This is a genomic window from Vibrio sp. QJM3NY_39 (genome assembly GCF_057785895.1).
Genome location: NZ_CM173505.1, coordinates 2,791,022 through 2,809,434, shown reverse-complemented (window position 1 = coordinate 2,809,434; position 18,413 = coordinate 2,791,022). Strand labels below are relative to the sequence as shown.

Here is an 18,413-nt window from a genome sequence, read left to right as displayed (position 1 = left end):
AAAAGAGGGTAGCACTGGGCTACCCTCTTCTCTTCTCTTCTCTTTTCTTTTACTCTTATTCGTGGTTGTTTTTGGCTTTTTCTAATAAATCAGTGAAAAAGTGGCGTAACGAGTAGAGCATGATCAAACTTGGAATCACCATTAATGACGTTAGTATAAAGAAGGTTGACCAATCATTGAGGAAGTCGACCAGCTCACCGCTAAATGAAGCCAGAGTTGTACGACCGAAATTTCCCAATGATGCGAGCAAGGCATATTGCGTTGCCGAGAAAGCTTGCCCAGTTAGTAGCGTTAAGAAGGAAACGAATGCCACTGTCGAAAAGGCGGTTGTGAAGTTATCGACAATAATCGTTGCAAGGAATAAGTTTTCATTGGGTCCTACTTGAGCAATCCATGCAAACATTAGGTTACTGGCTGCCATTGCTACGCCGCCAATCATTAGCCCACGTACAATACCAAATTTCACATTGAAGACACTGCCTAGCAAGGTGAAGAATATTGTTGCACCCCAACCAATTAACTTGGAGTAGTGGCCGATTTGTTCATTGCTAAAGCCGATCTCTTTATAGAAGGGAATTGACATTCTGCCTAAGAAGGCTTCACCTATCTTAAACAGGAATACGAACAGCAGAAGCGTAATAGCAACTTGAACACCGTTTCGCTTAAAGAAATCGTAGAAAGGTTCCAACACTGTAACGCTTAGCCAGGCCACAACTTTAGAGCCCACAACTTTATTATGGCGCTGTTGTGCTTCTTTTTGTAATGCTTCACGTTGTGTTGTTGGTTCTCCGACAAACAGGGTGAATAGCATCAGAATGATAACGACACCGGCCATACCGTAATAAACACCATTCCAACCTATGGTATCGGCGTTGATAAAGGCGAGATAACCAGGAAGAGAGTAGCCTGTCCACCATCCCATCACTGCCATTGCGGATGCTTGCGGTAATTTGGTAGATTCAGATTTAGGAAATGAATCAATACGGAAGGCATCAATGGCTATATCTTGGGTTGCCGACGCAATCGCAATTCCGAGAGCCAACATTGAGGTGAACATCAAGTCATTGGCAGGGTTTACCCCGGCAATGAACAGCGTGCAGATCAATACAAAGCTTTGGCATAGAAATATCCAACTGCGTCGTTGACCCAATATCGCATGTAGAATCGGCAGTTTGACTCGGTCTACCAGTGGTGCCCAAAGAAAGTTAATGGCATAGACGGCAAATACACTACCGAAATAACCGATAGCAGCACGAGTTAATCCTGCATCTTTTAGCCAGCCTGACATGTTAGAGCCGATAAGAACCCAAGGAAAGCCACTCGAACAACCCAACATAAACACCCAAAGTAGGCGTTTATCTAGGTAGCTACGGAAAGTCTGCATCCAAGAAAGAGAGGGAGTGCCAGATGACATAGGGCGTCCTTGTATAGAAAAACGCCCTTAAGAGGTTAAGGGCGCTGTATGAGATTACTTAAGAAGTGTTACTTTGTTGATGATGATAGGGTCGACTGGAATATCGGACATGCGGCCCATTCGCTTAGTCGGAATGGTTGCCATCTTTTGAACGACATCAAAGCCCTCAGTCACTGTACCAAATACAGCGTAACCAGGGTTACCACCTTTAGCATTTAAGAAATCGTTGTCAGCAAAGTTAATGAAGAACTGACGAGTCGCAGAATCTGGCGCATTAGTGCGAGCCATTGCTATCGTTGCTGTATCATTCTTTAGACCGTTACTGCCTTCATTTTTGATAGGAGCATAAGTCGCTTGTTGATTCATATCTTGATCAAAGCCACCACCTTGAGCCATGAAACCAGGAATTACTCGGTGGAAGATAGTGCCTTCGTAGCTGCCGTCTGCCACGTATTTTAGGAAGTTTTCAGTACTAACCGGAGCTTGCTCTTGGTTTAGCTCTATCGTGAAGTCGCCTAATGTTGTTTCAACGTTCACTTTAGGGCCTGCCCAAACGCTCGCGCTCACTAGCATTAATACAATATAAGTTAGAATACGGCTCATTAGAAACGTTCCTTCATGTAGTTTTGTAGTTCAGGGTCGTTCGCGATTTCAGTAAGAACCAAGTTGATCACATCGTTAAGAACCATTGAGATGTCGTCGTTTGAAGCACTTAGCGCTCCAGTACGAGTTGCGGTACCGTTGAATGTTTTAACTAGCTTACCTTCAGGTGTCTCGGCCGTTACTTCAAGCGTTACTTTACCGTTCATTTTGTTTTCCATAATGGTGTGTTCTACGGTAACAAGTGCTTCTTGAATCTCTAAAACAATGGAGTTTTCACTGTTTACGCTTGCTCGAAAACCTTGAGACTCTAACTGTTGAGCTACTGCGTTCTCTAGCGAAATACGCATGTTTTGTTTAGCGTGAATTGGCTGAATGTTTGAACGGCCACTATCAACCAAGGCTACATATTGAGCGGCACGAACATCTTTACTGGTTAGTGTGTATGTTTTGCCTTGTACAAGGTTGCTTGAGCTTAGTGAAGCTTCTGGCATTACATTGATCTGTTCTTGCTGAGGGGCAGAACATGCTGTCAATGCCATAATAGAAGCAGCCAAAATCAGTTTTTTCATTCCTTTATCCTTTCTAAATTCACACCAGAAGCTCGGTATCTTAAATTCTTGTGAAGTCGTTTCTGCTTATTTATTAAAATTCGCAGGCTCTCTTGTTGCTTGTAATATCTCAAATTTTTGGTTTAGTTCAAGCGTTTCAACGTTAGCTTCACCAAATAGTCTTGCTAGTTTGACATCGTATCCGAGGTGTCGGTTGCCAATAACAATTAATTTGCCTCCGTTGCTAAGAACATGCTTTGCATCACAGAACATTTGCCATGCAATGTGGTCTGTAATCGCTTGTTGCTGGTGGAACGGAGGATTACACATAACTAAGTAAGTGCTGTTCTTCTTGAAGCCATCTAAACAGTTGTTGGCAATGAACTGGAAGTTGCCTTCTTCACCAAGGTTATCCTTGACGTTTTGGCGCGCCGATTCCACCGCCATAAAGCTTTCATCCACACAGGTGATACGAGCTTGTGGGTTCAATTGCCCAGCTTTTACACTCAATACACCGTTGCCACAGCCTAAGTCGATAATATGACGTAGCTCAGGATCTTGAGGGATGTGCTCTAGCATATAACGAGCGCCTTGATCGAGTGCTTCCCCTGAGTAAACATTGGGTAAATTTTTCAGGCGGATATCTTCACCGTCTACGTCCCATTCAACATAAGGTTCTACTGTTTGAATCGGTTGGCAGTTTGGAGAAGAGAACACAAGGCGATGCTTTTTCTTAGCCAGAGAGGTTTTGGTTTCACCCAGATATTTTTCAAACAGGTTCAGTGTTGAAGTGTGAATCTCTTTTACTTTATTCACACCAATCACTTGGCAGCCTTCAGGCAATGCTTGGCGCAACTGGCTCAACTGCCATACTAGGTGGCGGTTGGTTTTTGGCAATTGCATGATCACAAGGTCGATACCGTGTGGAATATCATCCATAGTGTTTAAAAAGTTCACACGGTTGCTTTGATTACGTTGCAAGTTTTTTAGCGTTCCGCGATGAGATATAAAAGAGTCACTCATCATGGTCACGTCATGATCTTTGGAGAACCAAGCGGATAGGGCACCAAAACTGTCGTTCATGATCAGAATGTGTTTACCAGGTTCAAGATTCATCTCTTCAACATGGCTAATCAGGTATTCGTCGCCGGCATCCCAAGCTTGAAGGGTTTCATTTGAACGATTGGGGAAACGATTTAGGGTTAAAGTTCTATCGTGAAGGGTAAGTTCAGTTTTCATTGCTTGAGATACTTATGTAAGAAATAACAAAGATATTGTCTCAAATGCAGCCTGAACAAGATATAAAAAACTCGACTAAACCCCACGAGTCAGCGATGAAATACTCAGACAGTCGGTTAGTTAGGGTTTATACTGGAGCGACAGATAATGCCAATACGCTATTTAAGGAATCACAATGATCCAAGAAGTTATCGAAACAAAATTGCACAATGAGTTTTCACCAAGTCATTTAAACGTGGTGAATGAGAGCTATATGCACAATGTTCCGGCTGGTTCTGAGAGTCATTTTAAAGTGATTGTTGTCAGCGATGTGTTTGAAGGTCTGCGTCTTATTGCTCGTCACCGAGCAGTAAATAAAGCACTTTCAGAAGAACTGGCGAATAATATTCACGCGCTATCCATTCATACCTATACAAAAGATGAATGGATGAAGCAGTTAGATAACGTGCCAGACAGCCCTATGTGTATGGGCGGTGGAAAGTAATAGATTCAATACATATAAAGAGAGGTGGTTATGCCGCCTCTTTTGTCATCAAAACTATGTGTTTTTAGGTTTTATATCACTCAGATTGATGTCAAATTGAGCTGTCAAAAATACCTACAATGAGTAATGTTTTTATTAACAGTGTTTCAACATAACACGTAAAATATTAGTTTGTGACAGAGTATTAATCTCTTGTTTAAAACACGTTCTAAAAGCCATTCTATCTGTGCGGCTCGTCAAATTTATACATATTTGAGAGTCCATATGCTTCAAATCTCACCAAATAAAGGCCGTATTCAAGTTATTGGTCATGGCATCAAGTTGTCAAAAAATGCTAGAATATGGCACCTGATAAATCTCACATAATTCTTGTGATGAGTTTATTAATGTATTGTTGCGATTTTGGTATCTCAAATTTACCAAAACCGGACACTGTAATGTCGTGTCTAAGGGCGATTTTAAAACGTCCTGAATTTACGCAATTAAAAGAATCTTTTTCCCGATAAAGTAGTGCAAGTGCGTATGATTACAATAAAGAAGGGTTTGGATCTTCCTATCGCAGGAACTCCATCCCAGGTGATTAATGATGGTAAGTCCATCACTAAAGTCGCCTTGCTTGGCGAAGAGTACGTTGGTATGCGTCCTACGATGCATGCTCGCGTTGGTGATGAAGTGAAGAAAGGCCAAGTTCTTTTTGCAGATAAAAAGAACCCAGGTGTTGTATTTACTTCTCCAGCAAGCGGTAAAGTTATTGAAGTGAACCGTGGTGCTAAGCGTGTTCTTCAATCAGTAGTGATTGAAGTAGCAGGCAATGAGCAAATCACGTTCAATAGCTATGAAGCTAACCAACTAGTAGGCCTTGACCGTGAAACGGTTAAAGCTCAATTAGTTGAGTCTGGCGCATGGACCGCTTTGCGAACTCGTCCGTTCAGCAAGGTTCCAGCAGTTGATTCTGAAACTCAGGCTATTTTCGTTACTGCTATGGATACTAATCCGCTAGCAGCTGAGCCAGAATTAATCATTAACGAGCAGTCTGATGCTTTCGTTGCTGGTTTAGATCTTCTTTCAACTCTGACTAACGGTAAAGTGTACGTTTGTAAAAAAGGTACTAGCTTACCTCGTTCAGCTCAGTTTAACGTTGAAGAACATGTTTTTGATGGCCCACACCCTGCAGGTCTTGCAGGCACGCATATGCATTACCTGTATCCGGTAAATGCACAAAACGTAGCGTGGAGCATTAACTACCAAGACGTGATCGCATTCGGTAAGCTTTTCCTTACTGGTGAGATTTACTCTGAGCGCGTTGTTTCTCTGGCTGGTCCAGTAGTTAACAACCCTCGTCTAGTTCGTACTCAAATTGGTGCTAGCCTTGAAGAGTTGACGGACAGCGAGTTGATGCCAGGTGAAGTTCGCCTGATCTCAGGTTCAGTGCTATCTGGTGTTCACGCTTCAGGTCCACATGCTTACCTTGGCCGTTACCATCAACAAGTTTCGGTTCTTCGTGAAGGTCGTGATAAAGAGCTATTCGGCTGGGCTATGCCTGGTAAGAACAAGTTCTCTGTTACTCGTTCATTCCTTGGTCACGTGTTTAAAGGTCAGTTGTTCAACATGACAACGACAACGAACGGTAGTGATCGCTCTATGGTTCCAATTGGTAACTACGAGAAAGTAATGCCATTAGATATGGAGCCTACTTTGCTGCTTCGCGATCTATGCGCTGGTGACGTTGATAGTGCACAAGCACTTGGTGCGCTAGAGCTAGATGAAGAAGATTTAGCACTGTGTACCTTTGTATGTCCTGGTAAGTACGAGTACGGTCAGTTACTTCGTGAATGCCTAGATACAATTGTGAAGGAAGGGTAATTTTCATGGGCCTTAAAAAGTTTATTGAAGACATCGAGCATCATTTTGAACCAGGTGGTAAACACGAAACGTGGTTTGCGCTTTACGAAGCAGCAGCAACACTTTTCTACACACCAGGTACTGTTACAAAGAAAAGCTCGCATGTCCGTGATAGCGTTGATTTAAAACGTATCATGATCATGGTTTGGCTTGCGGTATTCCCAGCAATGTTCTGGGGTATGTACAACGCAGGTGGTCAGGCTATCGCAGCACTAAACCACATGTATTCAGGTGCAGAACTAGTTTCTATCATTGATGGTAACTGGCACTACTGGCTAACCGAAATGCTTGGAGCCTCCTTAGGGGCCGATGCAGGTTGGGGTAGTAAGATGCTCTTGGGTGCGACTTACTTCTTACCTATCTACGCAACGGTATTTATCGTTGGTGGTTTCTGGGAAGTACTGTTCTGTATGGTGCGTAAGCACGAAGTCAACGAAGGTTTCTTTGTTACTTCTATCTTATTTGCGCTTATCGTTCCGCCAACGCTTCCTCTATGGCAAGCAGCACTAGGTATTACCTTTGGTGTTGTTGTTGCGAAAGAGATCTTCGGTGGTACGGGTCGTAACTTCTTGAACCCTGCTCTTGCTGGTCGTGCGTTCCTGTTCTTTGCATACCCTGCACAGATTTCAGGTGACGTAGTTTGGACTGCTGCAGATGGCTTCTCTGGTGCAACTGCTCTTAGCCAATGGGCTCAAGGCGGCGGTAGTGCACTAATGAACGTAACATCAGGTGAAGCAATCACTTGGATGGACGCATTCATTGGTAACATTCCAGGTTCTATCGGTGAAGTTTCAACGCTTGCACTTATGATTGGTGCAGCAATGATTGTTTACATGGGCATTGCTTCATGGCGCATCATTGCGGGTGTAATGATAGGTATGGTTGCAGTATCAACACTATTTAACGTGATTGGTTCTGACACTAATGCAATGTTCAGCATGCCTTGGCATTGGCACCTAGTTTTAGGTGGCTTCGCGTTCGGTATGTTCTTCATGGCGACTGACCCAGTATCAGCTTCATTTACCAATAAAGGTAAGTGGTGGTACGGCATCCTAATCGGCGCAATGTGTGTAATGATTCGTGTAGTTAACCCTGCATACCCAGAAGGCATGATGCTTGCGATTCTATTCGCAAACCTATTTGCTCCTCTGTTTGACCACGTTGTAATCGAGAAGAACATTAAGCGGAGACTAGCGCGCTATGGCAAGTAATAACGATAGCATTAAAAAGACGCTGTTTGTTGTTATCGCATTGAGCCTAGTGTGCTCAATCATCGTTTCAACAGCTGCAGTTGTTCTTAAACCTAAGCAACAAGAGAACGCGGTTCTGGATCAGCAAACTAAGATCCTTGAAGTTGCGGGCATTGAGCTTACGGGTAAGATTCCAGACCTGTATAAAGAGAACATCGAACCTCGTCTAGTTGATTTCGCTACTGGCGATTTCGTTGACGGCGACGCTGCTGCATACGACCAACGTAAAGCGGCAAAAGATCCAGCTCAGTCAATCAAGCTTTCAGCTGAAGATGACATCGCTAAGATCATTCGTCGTGCTAACACGGGTACGGTATACCTAGTGAAAGATGGCGCTGAAACTTCTAAAGTTATCATCCCTGTTCACGGTAACGGTCTATGGTCAATGATGTACGCATTCGTTGCGGTAGAAACTGATGGCAACACAGTTTCTGGTATCACTTACTACGAGCAAGGTGAAACTCCTGGACTTGGTGGTGAAGTTGAGAACCCAACTTGGCGCGCTCAATTCGTTGGTAAGAAATTATTCGACGAAAATCACAAACCTGCTATCCAGGTTGTTAAAGGTGGCGCTCCTCAAGGTTCTGAGCACGGTGTAGATGGCCTTTCTGGTGCAACACTGACCAGCGTTGGTGTTCAACATACATTTGACTTCTGGTTAGGTGATATGGGCTTTGGTCCGTTCCTAGCAAAAGTTCGTGACGGAGGTCTGAACTAATGTCTAGTGCAAAAGAAATTAAAAAGAGCATCTTAGCGCCTGTGTTGGATAACAACCCAATCGCGCTACAGGTTCTTGGTGTGTGTTCTGCTCTTGCGGTAACCACTAAGCTAGAAACAGCATTTGTTATGACTATCGCGGTAATGTTCGTTACTGCTCTGTCTAACTTCTTCGTTTCTTTGATCCGTAACCACATTCCTAACAGTGTGCGTATCATCGTTCAGATGGCAATTATCGCATCATTAGTAATCGTGGTAGACCAAGTGCTTAAAGCATACTTATACGATATCTCTAAGCAGCTATCTGTATTCGTTGGCCTAATCATTACTAACTGTATTGTAATGGGTCGTGCTGAAGCATTCGCAATGAAGTCTGCGCCAATCCCATCTTTCATCGATGGTCTTGGTAACGGTCTTGGTTACGGTTTCGTTCTTATCACTGTTGGTTTCTTCCGTGAGCTTCTAGGCTCTGGCAAACTATTTGGTATGGAAGTACTACCTCTAGTGAGCAACGGTGGTTGGTATCAGCCAAACGGCTTGATGCTTCTAGCACCTTCTGCATTCTTCCTAATTGGTTTCTTGATTTGGGCAATTCGTGTGTTCAAACCAGAACAAGTAGAAGCGAAGGGGTAAGGTAGTCATGGAACATTATATTAGTCTGCTAGTTAAATCGATTTTCATCGAAAACATGGCACTTTCTTTCTTCCTAGGTATGTGTACGTTCCTAGCGGTATCTAAGAAAGTTAAAACTTCTTTTGGTCTTGGTGTTGCGGTAGTTGTAGTTCTTACAATTGCTGTTCCTGTAAACAACTTGCTTTACACCAATATCTTGAAAGAAAATGCACTGTTTCCTGATGTTGATTTAAGTTTCCTTAACTTCATCGCATTCATCGGTGTTATCGCGGCACTTGTACAAATCCTAGAGATGGTTCTAGACCGTTTCTTCCCACCTTTGTACAACGCACTAGGTATCTTCCTTCCATTGATCACAGTTAACTGTGCAATCTTTGGTGGTGTATCTTTCATGGTAACTCGTGACTACAACTTTGCTGAATCTGTTGTTTACGGCTTCGGTTCTGGTGTGGGTTGGATGTTAGCTATCGTTGCTCTTGCGGGTATCCGTGAGAAGATGAAGTACTCTGACGTACCTCCAGGTCTACGTGGCCTTGGTATCACGTTCATTACTGTTGGTCTGATGGCGTTAGGCTTTATGTCTTTCTCTGGTGTTCAACTGTAGGGTAAGCACCCAGTAATAAGGAATAACAAATGCAAAGCATTATTCTTGGCGTAGCGATGTTTACCATTATTGTATTGGCTCTAGTACTAGTGATTCTTTTCGCTAAGTCTAAGCTAGTACCATCAGGTGACATCACTATTGCTGTAAACGGCGACCCTGAAAAGGCGATCGTTACTCAACCTGGTAGCAAGCTACTTGGTGCCCTAGCTGGCGCTGGTATCTTCGTATCGTCTGCTTGTGGTGGCGGTGGCTCTTGTGGTCAGTGTCGTGTAAAAGTTAAGTCTGGTGGTGGCGACATCCTACCAACTGAACTTGATCACATCACCAAAGGCGAAGCTCGCGAAGGCGAACGTCTTGCATGTCAAGTTGCTATGAAAACTGACATGGAGATTGAGCTAGACGAAGACATCTTTGGTGTTAAGAAGTGGGAATGTACAGTTATCTCTAATGATAACGAAGCTACTTTCATCAAAGAGCTAGCACTTGCTATCCCTGAAGGTGAAGAAGTTCCGTTCCGCGCGGGTGGTTATATTCAGATTGAAGCTGAACCACATCACGTGAAATACGCAGATTACGATATTCCTGACGAATACCGTGGTGACTGGGATAAGTTCAACTTGTTCCGTTACGAGTCTATCGTTAAAGAGCATTCGATTCGTGCTTACTCTATGGCTTCATACCCAGAAGAGAAAGGCATCATCAAGCTTAACGTGCGTATCGCAACTCCGCCGCCAAACAACCCTGACGTAGCTCCTGGTGTGATGTCTTCATACATCTGGTCTCTTAAAGAAGGCGACAAATGTACTATTTCTGGTCCATTTGGTGAGTTCTTTGCTAAAGACACAGACAATGAAATGGTATTCATCGGTGGTGGTGCAGGTATGGCGCCAATGCGTTCACATATCTTCGACCAACTTAAGCGTCTTAACTCTACTCGTAAGATGTCTTACTGGTACGGTGCACGTTCTAAGCGTGAGATGTTCTACATTGAAGATTTCGATGGCCTAGCGGCTGCAAACGAGAACTTCGTGTGGCACTGTGCACTGTCTGATCCTCAACCAGAGGACAACTGGGATGGTTACACAGGTTTCATCCACAACGTATTGTACGAAAACTACCTGAAGGATCATGAAGCTCCTGAAGACTGTGAGTACTACATGTGTGGTCCACCAATGATGAACGCGGCTGTTATCGGCATGCTGAAAGATCTTGGTGTAGAAGATGAAAACATCCTACTAGATGACTTCGGTGGTTAATCCATTTAAGTGATTGATATTATGGCTGACTCTTATGAGTCAGCCATTTGTTTTTCTAAGACTACTCGTGACAACAAACTGGCTTATATAAGAAAGAGTAAGGCATTCAAAATACCTATTTTTTACTCTTATTTTTCCTTATATAAACCCTTAACCTTAAACAGGAGTAAGCAAGTGAGAATTTGGCTTGTTGCATTAACTTCTTTGATTTTTCTTGCGGGCTGTGATCAGGCAAGAGAGCAAGTGCATTTAAGTGGCCCTACAATGGGTACCAGTTACAATATTAAGTACATCAATGGTGATGAATTTCCTGAGTCTAACGAAGTTCATACCGAGATCGACCGTCTGCTTGAAGAAGTGAATGATCAAATGTCGACCTACCGTGAGGACTCAGAACTTAGCCGTTTTAACCAGCATAAAGGTGCCGATGCATTCGAAGTATCTGAACAAACAGCTATTGTTGTGAAAGAAGCGATTCGTTTGAACGGTCTTACTGAAGGTGCATTGGATGTTACGGTTGGGCCATTAGTTAACCTTTGGGGTTTTGGTCCTGAAGCTCGTCCTGAAGTGGTTCCATCAGATGAAGAGCTTGTAGCTCGCAAGGCTAAGGTTGGTATTCATCACTTAAGCGTTGAAGGTAATAAGCTAAGCAAAGACTTGCCTAACTTGTATGTTGACCTTTCAACTATCGCAAAAGGTTGGGGTGTGGATGTCGTTGCTGATTACCTTGATTCAATTGGTATTCATAATTACATGGTTGAAGTAGGTGGTGAAATCCGCTTGAAGGGTTTAAACCGTGAAAGTGTGGGTTGGCGTATCGCCATAGAGAAGCCAACTGTCGACGAGCGCAACATTCAAGAGATCATCGAGCCGGGTGATATGGCGATCGCAACATCTGGTGACTACCGTAACTATTTTGAGCACGATGGTGTTCGTTACTCACACATCATCAACCCTGAAACAGGCAAGCCGCTTCATCATAAAGTGGTTTCTGTAACCGTTTTAAACCCGTCTTCAATGACTGCAGATGGCTTATCTACAGGCCTTATGGTCTTAGGTGAAGAAAAAGGACTGGAAGTCGCGAACCAACATAACATCCCTGTGTTCATGGTGGTAAAAACAGCAGATGGCTTTAAAGAAATTGCTTCTGAAGCATTTAAGCCATACTTAGGTAAATAAGGTAAGCGAGATAATTATGAATACATTTCTGATTACATTTGGTGTTTTTCTTGCAGTAATCGCAGCGATGTCTATTGGCTATATTATCCAAAAGAAAGTTGTGAAGGGTAGCTGTGGTGGCTTAGGGGCTGTTGGTATTGATAAAGTATGTAACTGTCCTGAACCTTGTGATGCGCGCAAAAAGCGTGAAGCACGTGAAGCGTACCGCGAAGAGAAACTGGCTGAGCGTCAGCAAAAAGAAGCTTCTTGGAATAAAGATCGTATTGCTTAATTGCGATTAGCAGCAATAACGATTAGGAGCGAAACCTGCTCCTCAAAAAACAAAGAGCCCAAGGTTAACACCTTGGGCTCTTTTCATTTTAAAGGCTGACTCGATTCGTGCTCTAGGAAAACAGGAGTTACTCATTAACGCGTTGAAGGTTATTACGAGCGCATATCAACTGGTTTCGACCTTGCTTTTTCGCGGTATAAAGTAGCTCGTCTGCTGCTTTGATTTGCTCGTCTAAAGAGCCTTCTTGGTCGGTCACGCCAATGCTCATGCTCACTTTAATCACATGTGAATCATGCTGTACTTCATGATTTTCAATTGCGACTCTCATCGACTCCAAGGTCTCTATAAAATCTTCAAATGGTTCGCATGACTGAATGCAAAACTCTTCGCCACCGAAGCGAGCCGCTAAATCATCTTTAAAGTGCTCTTTGATGATTTTACCAATCTCAATTAATACCGCGTCACCACCGTCGTGGCCGTAGGTATCATTCACCTTTTTAAAAAAGTCGATATCCATCATGGCGATACTGCGATGTTCGCAGCCTTTACATGTTTGATTGAATAGGTAGCGACGGTTCCAAAGTCCGGTCAGAGCATCCTCGTTTGCATGACGAAACAGTTCGTTGGTCGCTTCTTTCATGTCGAGTAATTGGTGAATACGGCAGAAAAATTCTTCTTGGTTAAATGGCTTATAAAGGAAGTCGTTGGCGCCAGCTTTAAGGAAGCGAGCAGTCATTGTGCGATCATCACTGCCAGATAGGCCGAGAATAGCGAGTTGATTACGATCGTGTTGGACTCGAATATCACGGGTCATCGAAATGCCATCTTTGTTCGGCATGTCATGGTCGGTAACGACAAAAGTGATATCAGGATCGTTTTGGAGGAGCTCTAGTGCTTGCTCTCCATCTTCCGCTTGAATCGTTTGAATATATTGATGCTCAAGAAGTTGGACGACATATCGACGAACCACAGCAGAATCATCAACAACTAAAGCTTTATGGTATCGGTTATTCGAGATTCGATTAACCAGAGGAAGTAAGTAACTGACTGACGACATGCTGTCTTTGAGGATGTAATCAAGCACACCTTTTGCGAGTACTTGCTCTCGAAGTGTGTTGTTGAACATGCCCGTGAGCACAATGATTTTTTGTTGATAGCCGAGTACCAAATCAATGATCTCACCATCTTGGCCATCGGGTAAGCAGTAATCGAGCACCGCACACAAGAAATCCGTCTCTTGCTCTAAGATAGCTTTGGCTTCTGCTACAGATTCAGCCAGTGAAACATCATAGCCATCATTTTTAAATTGCTGGTACAGGTAGTTTCTGAATGCACGACTGTCTTCTACTACTAGTATTTTCTCACTCAAAAGCTATCCCTACTTATAGACTAAATACTCCTTAACAATACTATCAGAATAGTAGGCGGCTATTGAAGAGAAACCTCTTGAGCTGGACTCCAGATCATTTTAAATCTAGGAATAATTGATTATACTGTTCATAGATACAGTTGTAAGGTGAGTTATTCCCAAATGTGTAGTGCGGGCGAAGAGAAAGTTAGAAAAATAATCCATGTTGATATGGATTGTTTTTACGCAGCTGTAGAAATGCGAGATAACCCATCTTATAGAAATCGCCCGCTCGCCGTCGGGGGACATGAAAAACAGCGCGGGGTTTTGAGTACATGTAATTACGAAGCTCGCAAGTTTGGTATTCGTTCTGCAATGCCAACAGGAAAAGCGCTGCAGCTTTGCCCCAACCTGTTGGTTGTCCCTGGGAGAATGTCGGTCTACGTCGATATATCGAAAAAGATCCGCGAAATTTTTTCTCGATACACATCCATCATCGAACCTCTTTCTTTGGATGAAGCTTTCCTTGATGTCACCGATTCCAAGCAATGTCATGGTTCGGCCACACTGATTGCAGAGGCGATTCGTCACGATATCTGGAATGAACTCAACTTGACCGCTTCGGCTGGCATCGCTCCAATAAAGTTTCTAGCGAAAGTAGCGTCAGATATGAACAAACCTAACGGACAGTTTGTGATTCCTCCACAAGACGTACAAGCCGTGATTGATGAGCTCCCACTCGAAAAGATTCCCGGTGTTGGCAAGGTCAGTATCGAAAAACTGCATCAAGCAGGCTTCTTTACTTGTAAGGATATTAAGGAGTCTGATTATCGCGATCTATTGCTCAGGTTTGGCCGTCAAGGTGCATCACTATGGAAGCGCAGTCATGGAGTTGATGACCGAGAAGTTATCATCGAACGTGAACGAAAATCGGTAGGTGTGGAGCGCACCTTTACTCAAAACATTTCTACCTACGAGGAATGTTGGCAGGTGATCGAAGATAAGCTGTTTCCTGAGCTTGAAACTCGTCTCGAAAAAGCCAGCCCAAGTAAAGCGATCATCAAGCAGGGCATTAAGCTCAAGTTCGCCGACTTTCAACAAACCACAATTGAACACATCCACGCCTCTCTAGATCGTGAACACTTCAAAGAACTGTTAAGTGAAATACTGAAAAGACAACAGGGGCGAGAAATACGCCTGCTTGGTTTGAGCGTGATGCTACAACCCAAAGATCAAATGCGTCAGTTGAGTTTCTTTTAGGCTGTCTTGTTTAGAGAGTAATAAGAATAGAGGGTAGGTGAGGATAGAGGATAAGTGGGAATAGAGTAATGAGATGTGCACTGATAAGCACCGACTAGACTTCATAGCCTAGCCAGTTTCTATATCAATACGTGAGATGCCTTATCTAGGAAGCTGTTTAACTCGCGCTAAGGTATCACTGAATGGTTGCTGCTCTAACTTTCCGTAACCGACCATTTTGCTGGCTTTAAGCTTAGTTGAAAGCGGGGTTGCTATTCCGCATAGAAAACGCGTAATGGCTTCGTCGGTGATCAATTGTTGGCTCTTAGATACAAATTCATGAATCCATGTCATTACGGTTTCGTCGTCAACGGGTTCAATATCGACGGTTGGTAATATTGCCACCTCACCACGGCATACCGAGCAATGACCACATTTTTTTGGTGCCTTATCATCGGCAAAGTAGCTCGCTAGGCGTGAGCTTAGACAAGTGTCTGCCTCAAAGAAGCTCAGCATTTGGTTAAGACGGTTTATTTCACTGTTCTCTTTTTCTTTAAACAATTCAGTTAGACGTTCCGATAACTGCATCATGTCTTCAGAGGTGTTGTGGATCGCATATACATCTGTGATCTGCTTACTTTCCAACTCAATCCAACCTTGTTCATTGAAATAATCGATTGCCGCAATCACACGCTGACGATCAGTCTGGAAATGTGTCCACAGCGCATCGAAATCAACTTGGCACCAGACTCTGGCTTGAGGCGAGCACTGGAAAATCGCTTCGACAAAATGACGACGTTCGCCTTGGAACTGTTCGGTGATCTGCTGCTTCGGGCGAACGAACTTAAATTTGTAGTCAGCAAAGTAGCTGTACTTCGGCTCAATCACGCCTTCAATTTCGAGATACACCAGTAGCGTTTTTAGCGGCAACTGACGAATGTTGGATTCACGTGATAGCTGGTTAAGCATAATCTCCCATTGGTTTGAGCCAGAAGCGCCAATGTTTTGATTTTCGTAGATCTCTTTCAATACTGCTTGAATCGATATGTTGTCTGGCGTATCGCCAAATACGAAGTTCTCTAGTGTACTGAGGCCGTACTTGTTGGCGAGAAGAAGACATTCTGAAGGCTGGCCATCTCGGCCTGCTCGACCGATCTCTTGCGAGTAGTTCTCTATCGATTTAGGTAAATCAAAGTGAATGACTCGGCGAATGTTCGATTTATCGACGCCCATACCAAACGCAATGGTGGCCACGATACAGTTTACGTCATCATTCATGAATTGATGTTGAATTACATCTCTGTTTTCTGGCTTAAGACCTGCATGATAAGCAACAGCATTAACGCCAGCGTTACGAAGTTGCTGAGCCACCATCTCTGCTGTTTGTTGAAGGGTGACATAAACAATAGTCGGATCAAGAGAAGCTTGATTAACGACGTTGCACAAGGTTTCTAGTTTGCTGGTTTGTTCGCAAGGTTGAATCGACAGATCGAGGTTTTGACGATAGAAACCCGTAACCACAACACGTTCCTCATCGATATCAAACTTAGACTTCATATCTTGGATAACTGATGTGGTCGCGGTTGCTGTCAGCAGCAGTACCTGAGGAATATTGAGCTGTTTTTGGTACTGGGGAAGCTTTAGGTAGTCTGGTCTAAAGTTATGCCCCCATTCTGAAATACAGTGCGCTTCATCGACCACCAGTAACGAGATTGGTACTTGGGAGATAAACTGGCGAAAGCGTTCGTTCTTAAGACGCTCAACCGAGATCATCAGGATCTTGGTGTCTCCGTTACGTACCGACTGCATCACTTGTTGGGTGGTTTGTCTGTCTTGGCTTGATTCGATTGCAGCTGCGCTAATGCCTTTGCTGTGCAAGAAGCTGAGCTGGTCTTTCATTAAAGCTAACAGTGGCGATATCACTAAGGTTAAATGTGGCAATGCTAGCGCTGGCAACTGATAGCAAAGCGACTTACCTGATCCGGTTGGGAATATGGCCGCCGTCGAATGACCAGATAGAACATTATCAATGACTTGCTTTTGCCCATTACGCAGTGAGTCGAATCCGAATACTTGTTTTAACTTCTGCTCAATCATTTATGTTCTACCTGAATTATTAAGTGTCGTATTGATGATAAAGCGAGCGTCCATTCATGATAGCGTCGCTTGATGAATCAAATGTCTTGCACCTGATTGTACCTAATTCTATTCTGTAGCTCCTATAGAAAAGCACCCCAATAGTATGAATAAGTCTGAGCTTCGCCAAATAATCTTAGAGCAACTCGAATCCCGACTACGTATCGCCCAATCTGCGACTCAGCGTGCGATTGATGCTGCCACCGATGAAGAGACCGTGCCAGAGCACAAGTACGATACATTGGCATTAGAAGCTTCGTATCTTGCTCATGGCCAAGCCGTAAGAGTGCAAGAGTGTGAAGACGACATTCAGTGTTATCGTAACTTAGTGTTACGCGACAGTGAGCGAATTACGGTGAGCAGCTACGTTGTGGTCATTGACGAGCATGATCAATATAAACACTTTTTTATGGGGCCGAGAGTCGGCGGACTTTCTGTCTCGTGGAATGAGAATGAGATTGCCATCGTGACGGCAAATGCACCTTTTGGCCAGGCTCTAATGGGTAAAGAAGTCGGTGATGAAATTGAGTTTAAGGTCGCAGATAAACAGTTTTGCTACGAAGTAATATCTATCGACTAACTGAGTAACGGATATATATAAAACGTTTCTCTGACAAAGAAGCATATACCAAGGGTATAGTAATCGGTCAGATTGATGAGAGGGTGTTATGAAAAAAAGCGTATTAATTGCATCATTAACAGTGGTTACCGCTGTTGTGAGCCTGCCAACTTTTGCAGCTCAGTGTCGAGTTGATTTGAAAAATGAATTACGAATCGATGACCAAAAAGTCGAAATCCATCAAGTGAATGGTGATACTGCCGTTTTCGATGGCAACAACGACTTATATATCCATGGTGAGAAGGTTGAGCTTGATGCCGACCAACAAGCGGCGATTGAAAAATACCGCGAAAGCATGAGTGAGTACTTACCACGAGCGAAACAAATGGCGAACGATAGCCTAGCGTTAGCGAATGACGTGATTGATGATATTGCGGCTAGCCTAGATTCACCGGATTCATTTGATAATGTAAAAGAATCAATGAAAACCTACTTTGCTGAACTGGAAGCTCGTTACTACAAAGATGGCGAGTTAGTGTTACCAGCAGACAGTTTTGATTCGATGGCCAATGGTTGGTCTGAAGATTTCGAAAAGGCTAAGGAGATCTTTAACCAAGAGTTTATCTCAAGTGCCTTTAATGCGATGTCAGAAAAAATGAAGCAAGACGGCGGACTAAATCTGACCGAAATGGCTGATAGCATGGCTGAATTAAAGCTTAAAGTTGAAGAGCGAATGAAAGAACACTCTCAACAAGTGCAAGAGGAAGCGAATGAGTTCTGTGATTCACTTGATGAGATGGCAGAACAAGAGCAAGAGCTGCATGAAATCATTCCGAACCTAAAAGACTATCAAGTATTCACGATCTAATCTGAATTGACTGATGAATAACAAGAGCACCGTTTGGTGCTCTTTTTGTATGTATGTGCTTATGGATGTGGGTGTTTATGGATCTATGAATTCAGCCGCACGAGCATTTAACCCGATATATTTTCTTCGTTTCTTCGTTTTCCTAGGTCTACATCTTGACTGA

18 protein-coding genes are annotated in these 18,413 nt (G+C 43.5%); 12 read left to right on the top strand and 6 right to left on the bottom strand.

Annotation, left to right across the window (positions count from 1 at the left end; genetic code table 11):
* Positions 1–55 precede the first annotated feature (55 nt).
* From AC3CHU_RS12570 to AC3CHU_RS12555, 4 genes are all read right to left on the bottom strand, one after another.
* Positions 56–1,414: an AmpG family muropeptide MFS transporter gene (locus AC3CHU_RS12570; protein ID WP_017079927.1), complete on the bottom strand. Its 1,359-nt coding sequence runs from the start codon at positions 1,412–1,414 to the stop codon at positions 56–58.
* A 54-nt stretch (positions 1,415–1,468) separates the two neighbouring features.
* On the bottom strand, positions 1,469–2,017 hold the full coding sequence (locus AC3CHU_RS12565; RefSeq protein WP_488524650.1) for a peptidylprolyl isomerase: 549 nt from the start codon (positions 2,015–2,017) through the stop codon (positions 1,469–1,471).
* Entirely contained in the window at positions 2,017–2,586 is a 570-nt protein-coding gene (locus AC3CHU_RS12560; protein WP_488524649.1) for a YajG family lipoprotein, read from the bottom strand. The genes AC3CHU_RS12565 and AC3CHU_RS12560 overlap by 1 nt, the downstream gene beginning before the upstream one ends.
* A 66-nt stretch (positions 2,587–2,652) precedes the next feature.
* Positions 2,653–3,804 (bottom strand): methyltransferase, encoded by a 1,152-nt coding sequence (locus AC3CHU_RS12555; protein ID WP_102437463.1) that lies wholly within the window; start codon positions 3,802–3,804, stop codon positions 2,653–2,655.
* A gap of 175 nt (positions 3,805–3,979) precedes the next feature.
* On the opposite strand from AC3CHU_RS12555, the gene bolA reads away from it, so the two are divergent.
* The 9 genes from bolA to nqrM all read left to right on the top strand — a co-directional run bounded on the left by bolA (position 3,980) and on the right by nqrM (position 12,100).
* The gene (gene bolA / locus AC3CHU_RS12550; RefSeq protein WP_017064186.1) at positions 3,980–4,288 is read left to right on the top strand and encodes a transcriptional regulator BolA; all 309 of its coding nucleotides are present in this window, start codon (positions 3,980–3,982) and stop codon (positions 4,286–4,288) included.
* 522 nt (positions 4,289–4,810) lie between these two features.
* A complete protein-coding gene (locus tag AC3CHU_RS12545) occupies positions 4,811–6,151 on the top strand; it encodes a Na(+)-translocating NADH-quinone reductase subunit A (RefSeq protein WP_488524648.1) in 1,341 nt (446 codons plus the stop codon).
* 5 nt (positions 6,152–6,156) lie between these two features.
* Entirely contained in the window at positions 6,157–7,401 is a 1,245-nt protein-coding gene (locus tag AC3CHU_RS12540; RefSeq protein WP_004735208.1) for an NADH:ubiquinone reductase (Na(+)-transporting) subunit B, read from the top strand.
* Positions 7,391–8,158, top strand: coding sequence for a Na(+)-translocating NADH-quinone reductase subunit C (locus tag AC3CHU_RS12535; RefSeq protein WP_102440779.1), 768 nt, complete (start codon positions 7,391–7,393; stop codon positions 8,156–8,158). The genes AC3CHU_RS12540 and AC3CHU_RS12535 overlap by 11 nt, the downstream gene beginning before the upstream one ends.
* Positions 8,158–8,790: an NADH:ubiquinone reductase (Na(+)-transporting) subunit D gene (locus tag AC3CHU_RS12530; RefSeq protein WP_004735210.1), complete on the top strand. Its 633-nt coding sequence runs from the start codon at positions 8,158–8,160 to the stop codon at positions 8,788–8,790. The genes AC3CHU_RS12535 and AC3CHU_RS12530 overlap by 1 nt, the downstream gene beginning before the upstream one ends.
* A 7-nt stretch (positions 8,791–8,797) precedes the next feature.
* Positions 8,798–9,394: an NADH:ubiquinone reductase (Na(+)-transporting) subunit E gene (gene nqrE / locus AC3CHU_RS12525; protein ID WP_102554235.1), complete on the top strand. Its 597-nt coding sequence runs from the start codon at positions 8,798–8,800 to the stop codon at positions 9,392–9,394.
* 29 nt (positions 9,395–9,423) lie between these two features.
* A complete protein-coding gene (gene nqrF / locus AC3CHU_RS12520) occupies positions 9,424–10,650 on the top strand; it encodes an NADH:ubiquinone reductase (Na(+)-transporting) subunit F (protein ID WP_004735212.1) in 1,227 nt (408 codons plus the stop codon).
* A gap of 174 nt (positions 10,651–10,824) precedes the next feature.
* Entirely contained in the window at positions 10,825–11,829 is a 1,005-nt protein-coding gene (locus AC3CHU_RS12515; protein WP_488524647.1) for an FAD:protein FMN transferase, read from the top strand.
* A 16-nt stretch (positions 11,830–11,845) separates the two neighbouring features.
* The gene (gene nqrM / locus AC3CHU_RS12510) at positions 11,846–12,100 is read left to right on the top strand and encodes a (Na+)-NQR maturation NqrM (protein WP_004735214.1); all 255 of its coding nucleotides are present in this window, start codon (positions 11,846–11,848) and stop codon (positions 12,098–12,100) included.
* A gap of 127 nt (positions 12,101–12,227) precedes the next feature.
* Here the strand turns inward: nqrM and AC3CHU_RS12505 are convergent, their stop codons facing one another.
* Positions 12,228–13,469: a diguanylate cyclase gene (locus tag AC3CHU_RS12505; protein ID WP_065206871.1), complete on the bottom strand. Its 1,242-nt coding sequence runs from the start codon at positions 13,467–13,469 to the stop codon at positions 12,228–12,230.
* Positions 13,470–13,631: 162 nt separating this feature from the next.
* On the opposite strand from AC3CHU_RS12505, the gene dinB reads away from it, so the two are divergent.
* A complete protein-coding gene (dinB, locus tag AC3CHU_RS12500) occupies positions 13,632–14,708 on the top strand; it encodes a DNA polymerase IV (RefSeq protein WP_054548040.1) in 1,077 nt (358 codons plus the stop codon).
* Positions 14,709–14,849: 141 nt separating this feature from the next.
* Here the strand turns inward: dinB and AC3CHU_RS12495 are convergent, their stop codons facing one another.
* The gene (locus AC3CHU_RS12495; protein ID WP_488524646.1) at positions 14,850–16,784 is read right to left on the bottom strand and encodes a RecQ family ATP-dependent DNA helicase; all 1,935 of its coding nucleotides are present in this window, start codon (positions 16,782–16,784) and stop codon (positions 14,850–14,852) included.
* 145 nt (positions 16,785–16,929) lie between these two features.
* On the opposite strand from AC3CHU_RS12495, the gene AC3CHU_RS12490 reads away from it, so the two are divergent.
* Together AC3CHU_RS12490 and AC3CHU_RS12485 are read left to right on the top strand one after the other, a co-directional pair.
* Positions 16,930–17,403 (top strand): GreA/GreB family elongation factor, encoded by a 474-nt coding sequence (locus tag AC3CHU_RS12490; RefSeq protein ID WP_102482321.1) that lies wholly within the window; start codon positions 16,930–16,932, stop codon positions 17,401–17,403.
* A gap of 88 nt (positions 17,404–17,491) precedes the next feature.
* Complete coding sequence (locus AC3CHU_RS12485; protein ID WP_171329420.1) at positions 17,492–18,250, top strand: YggN family protein; 759 nt, start codon at positions 17,492–17,494, stop codon at positions 18,248–18,250.
* The last annotated feature ends 163 nt before the right edge of the window (positions 18,251–18,413 follow it).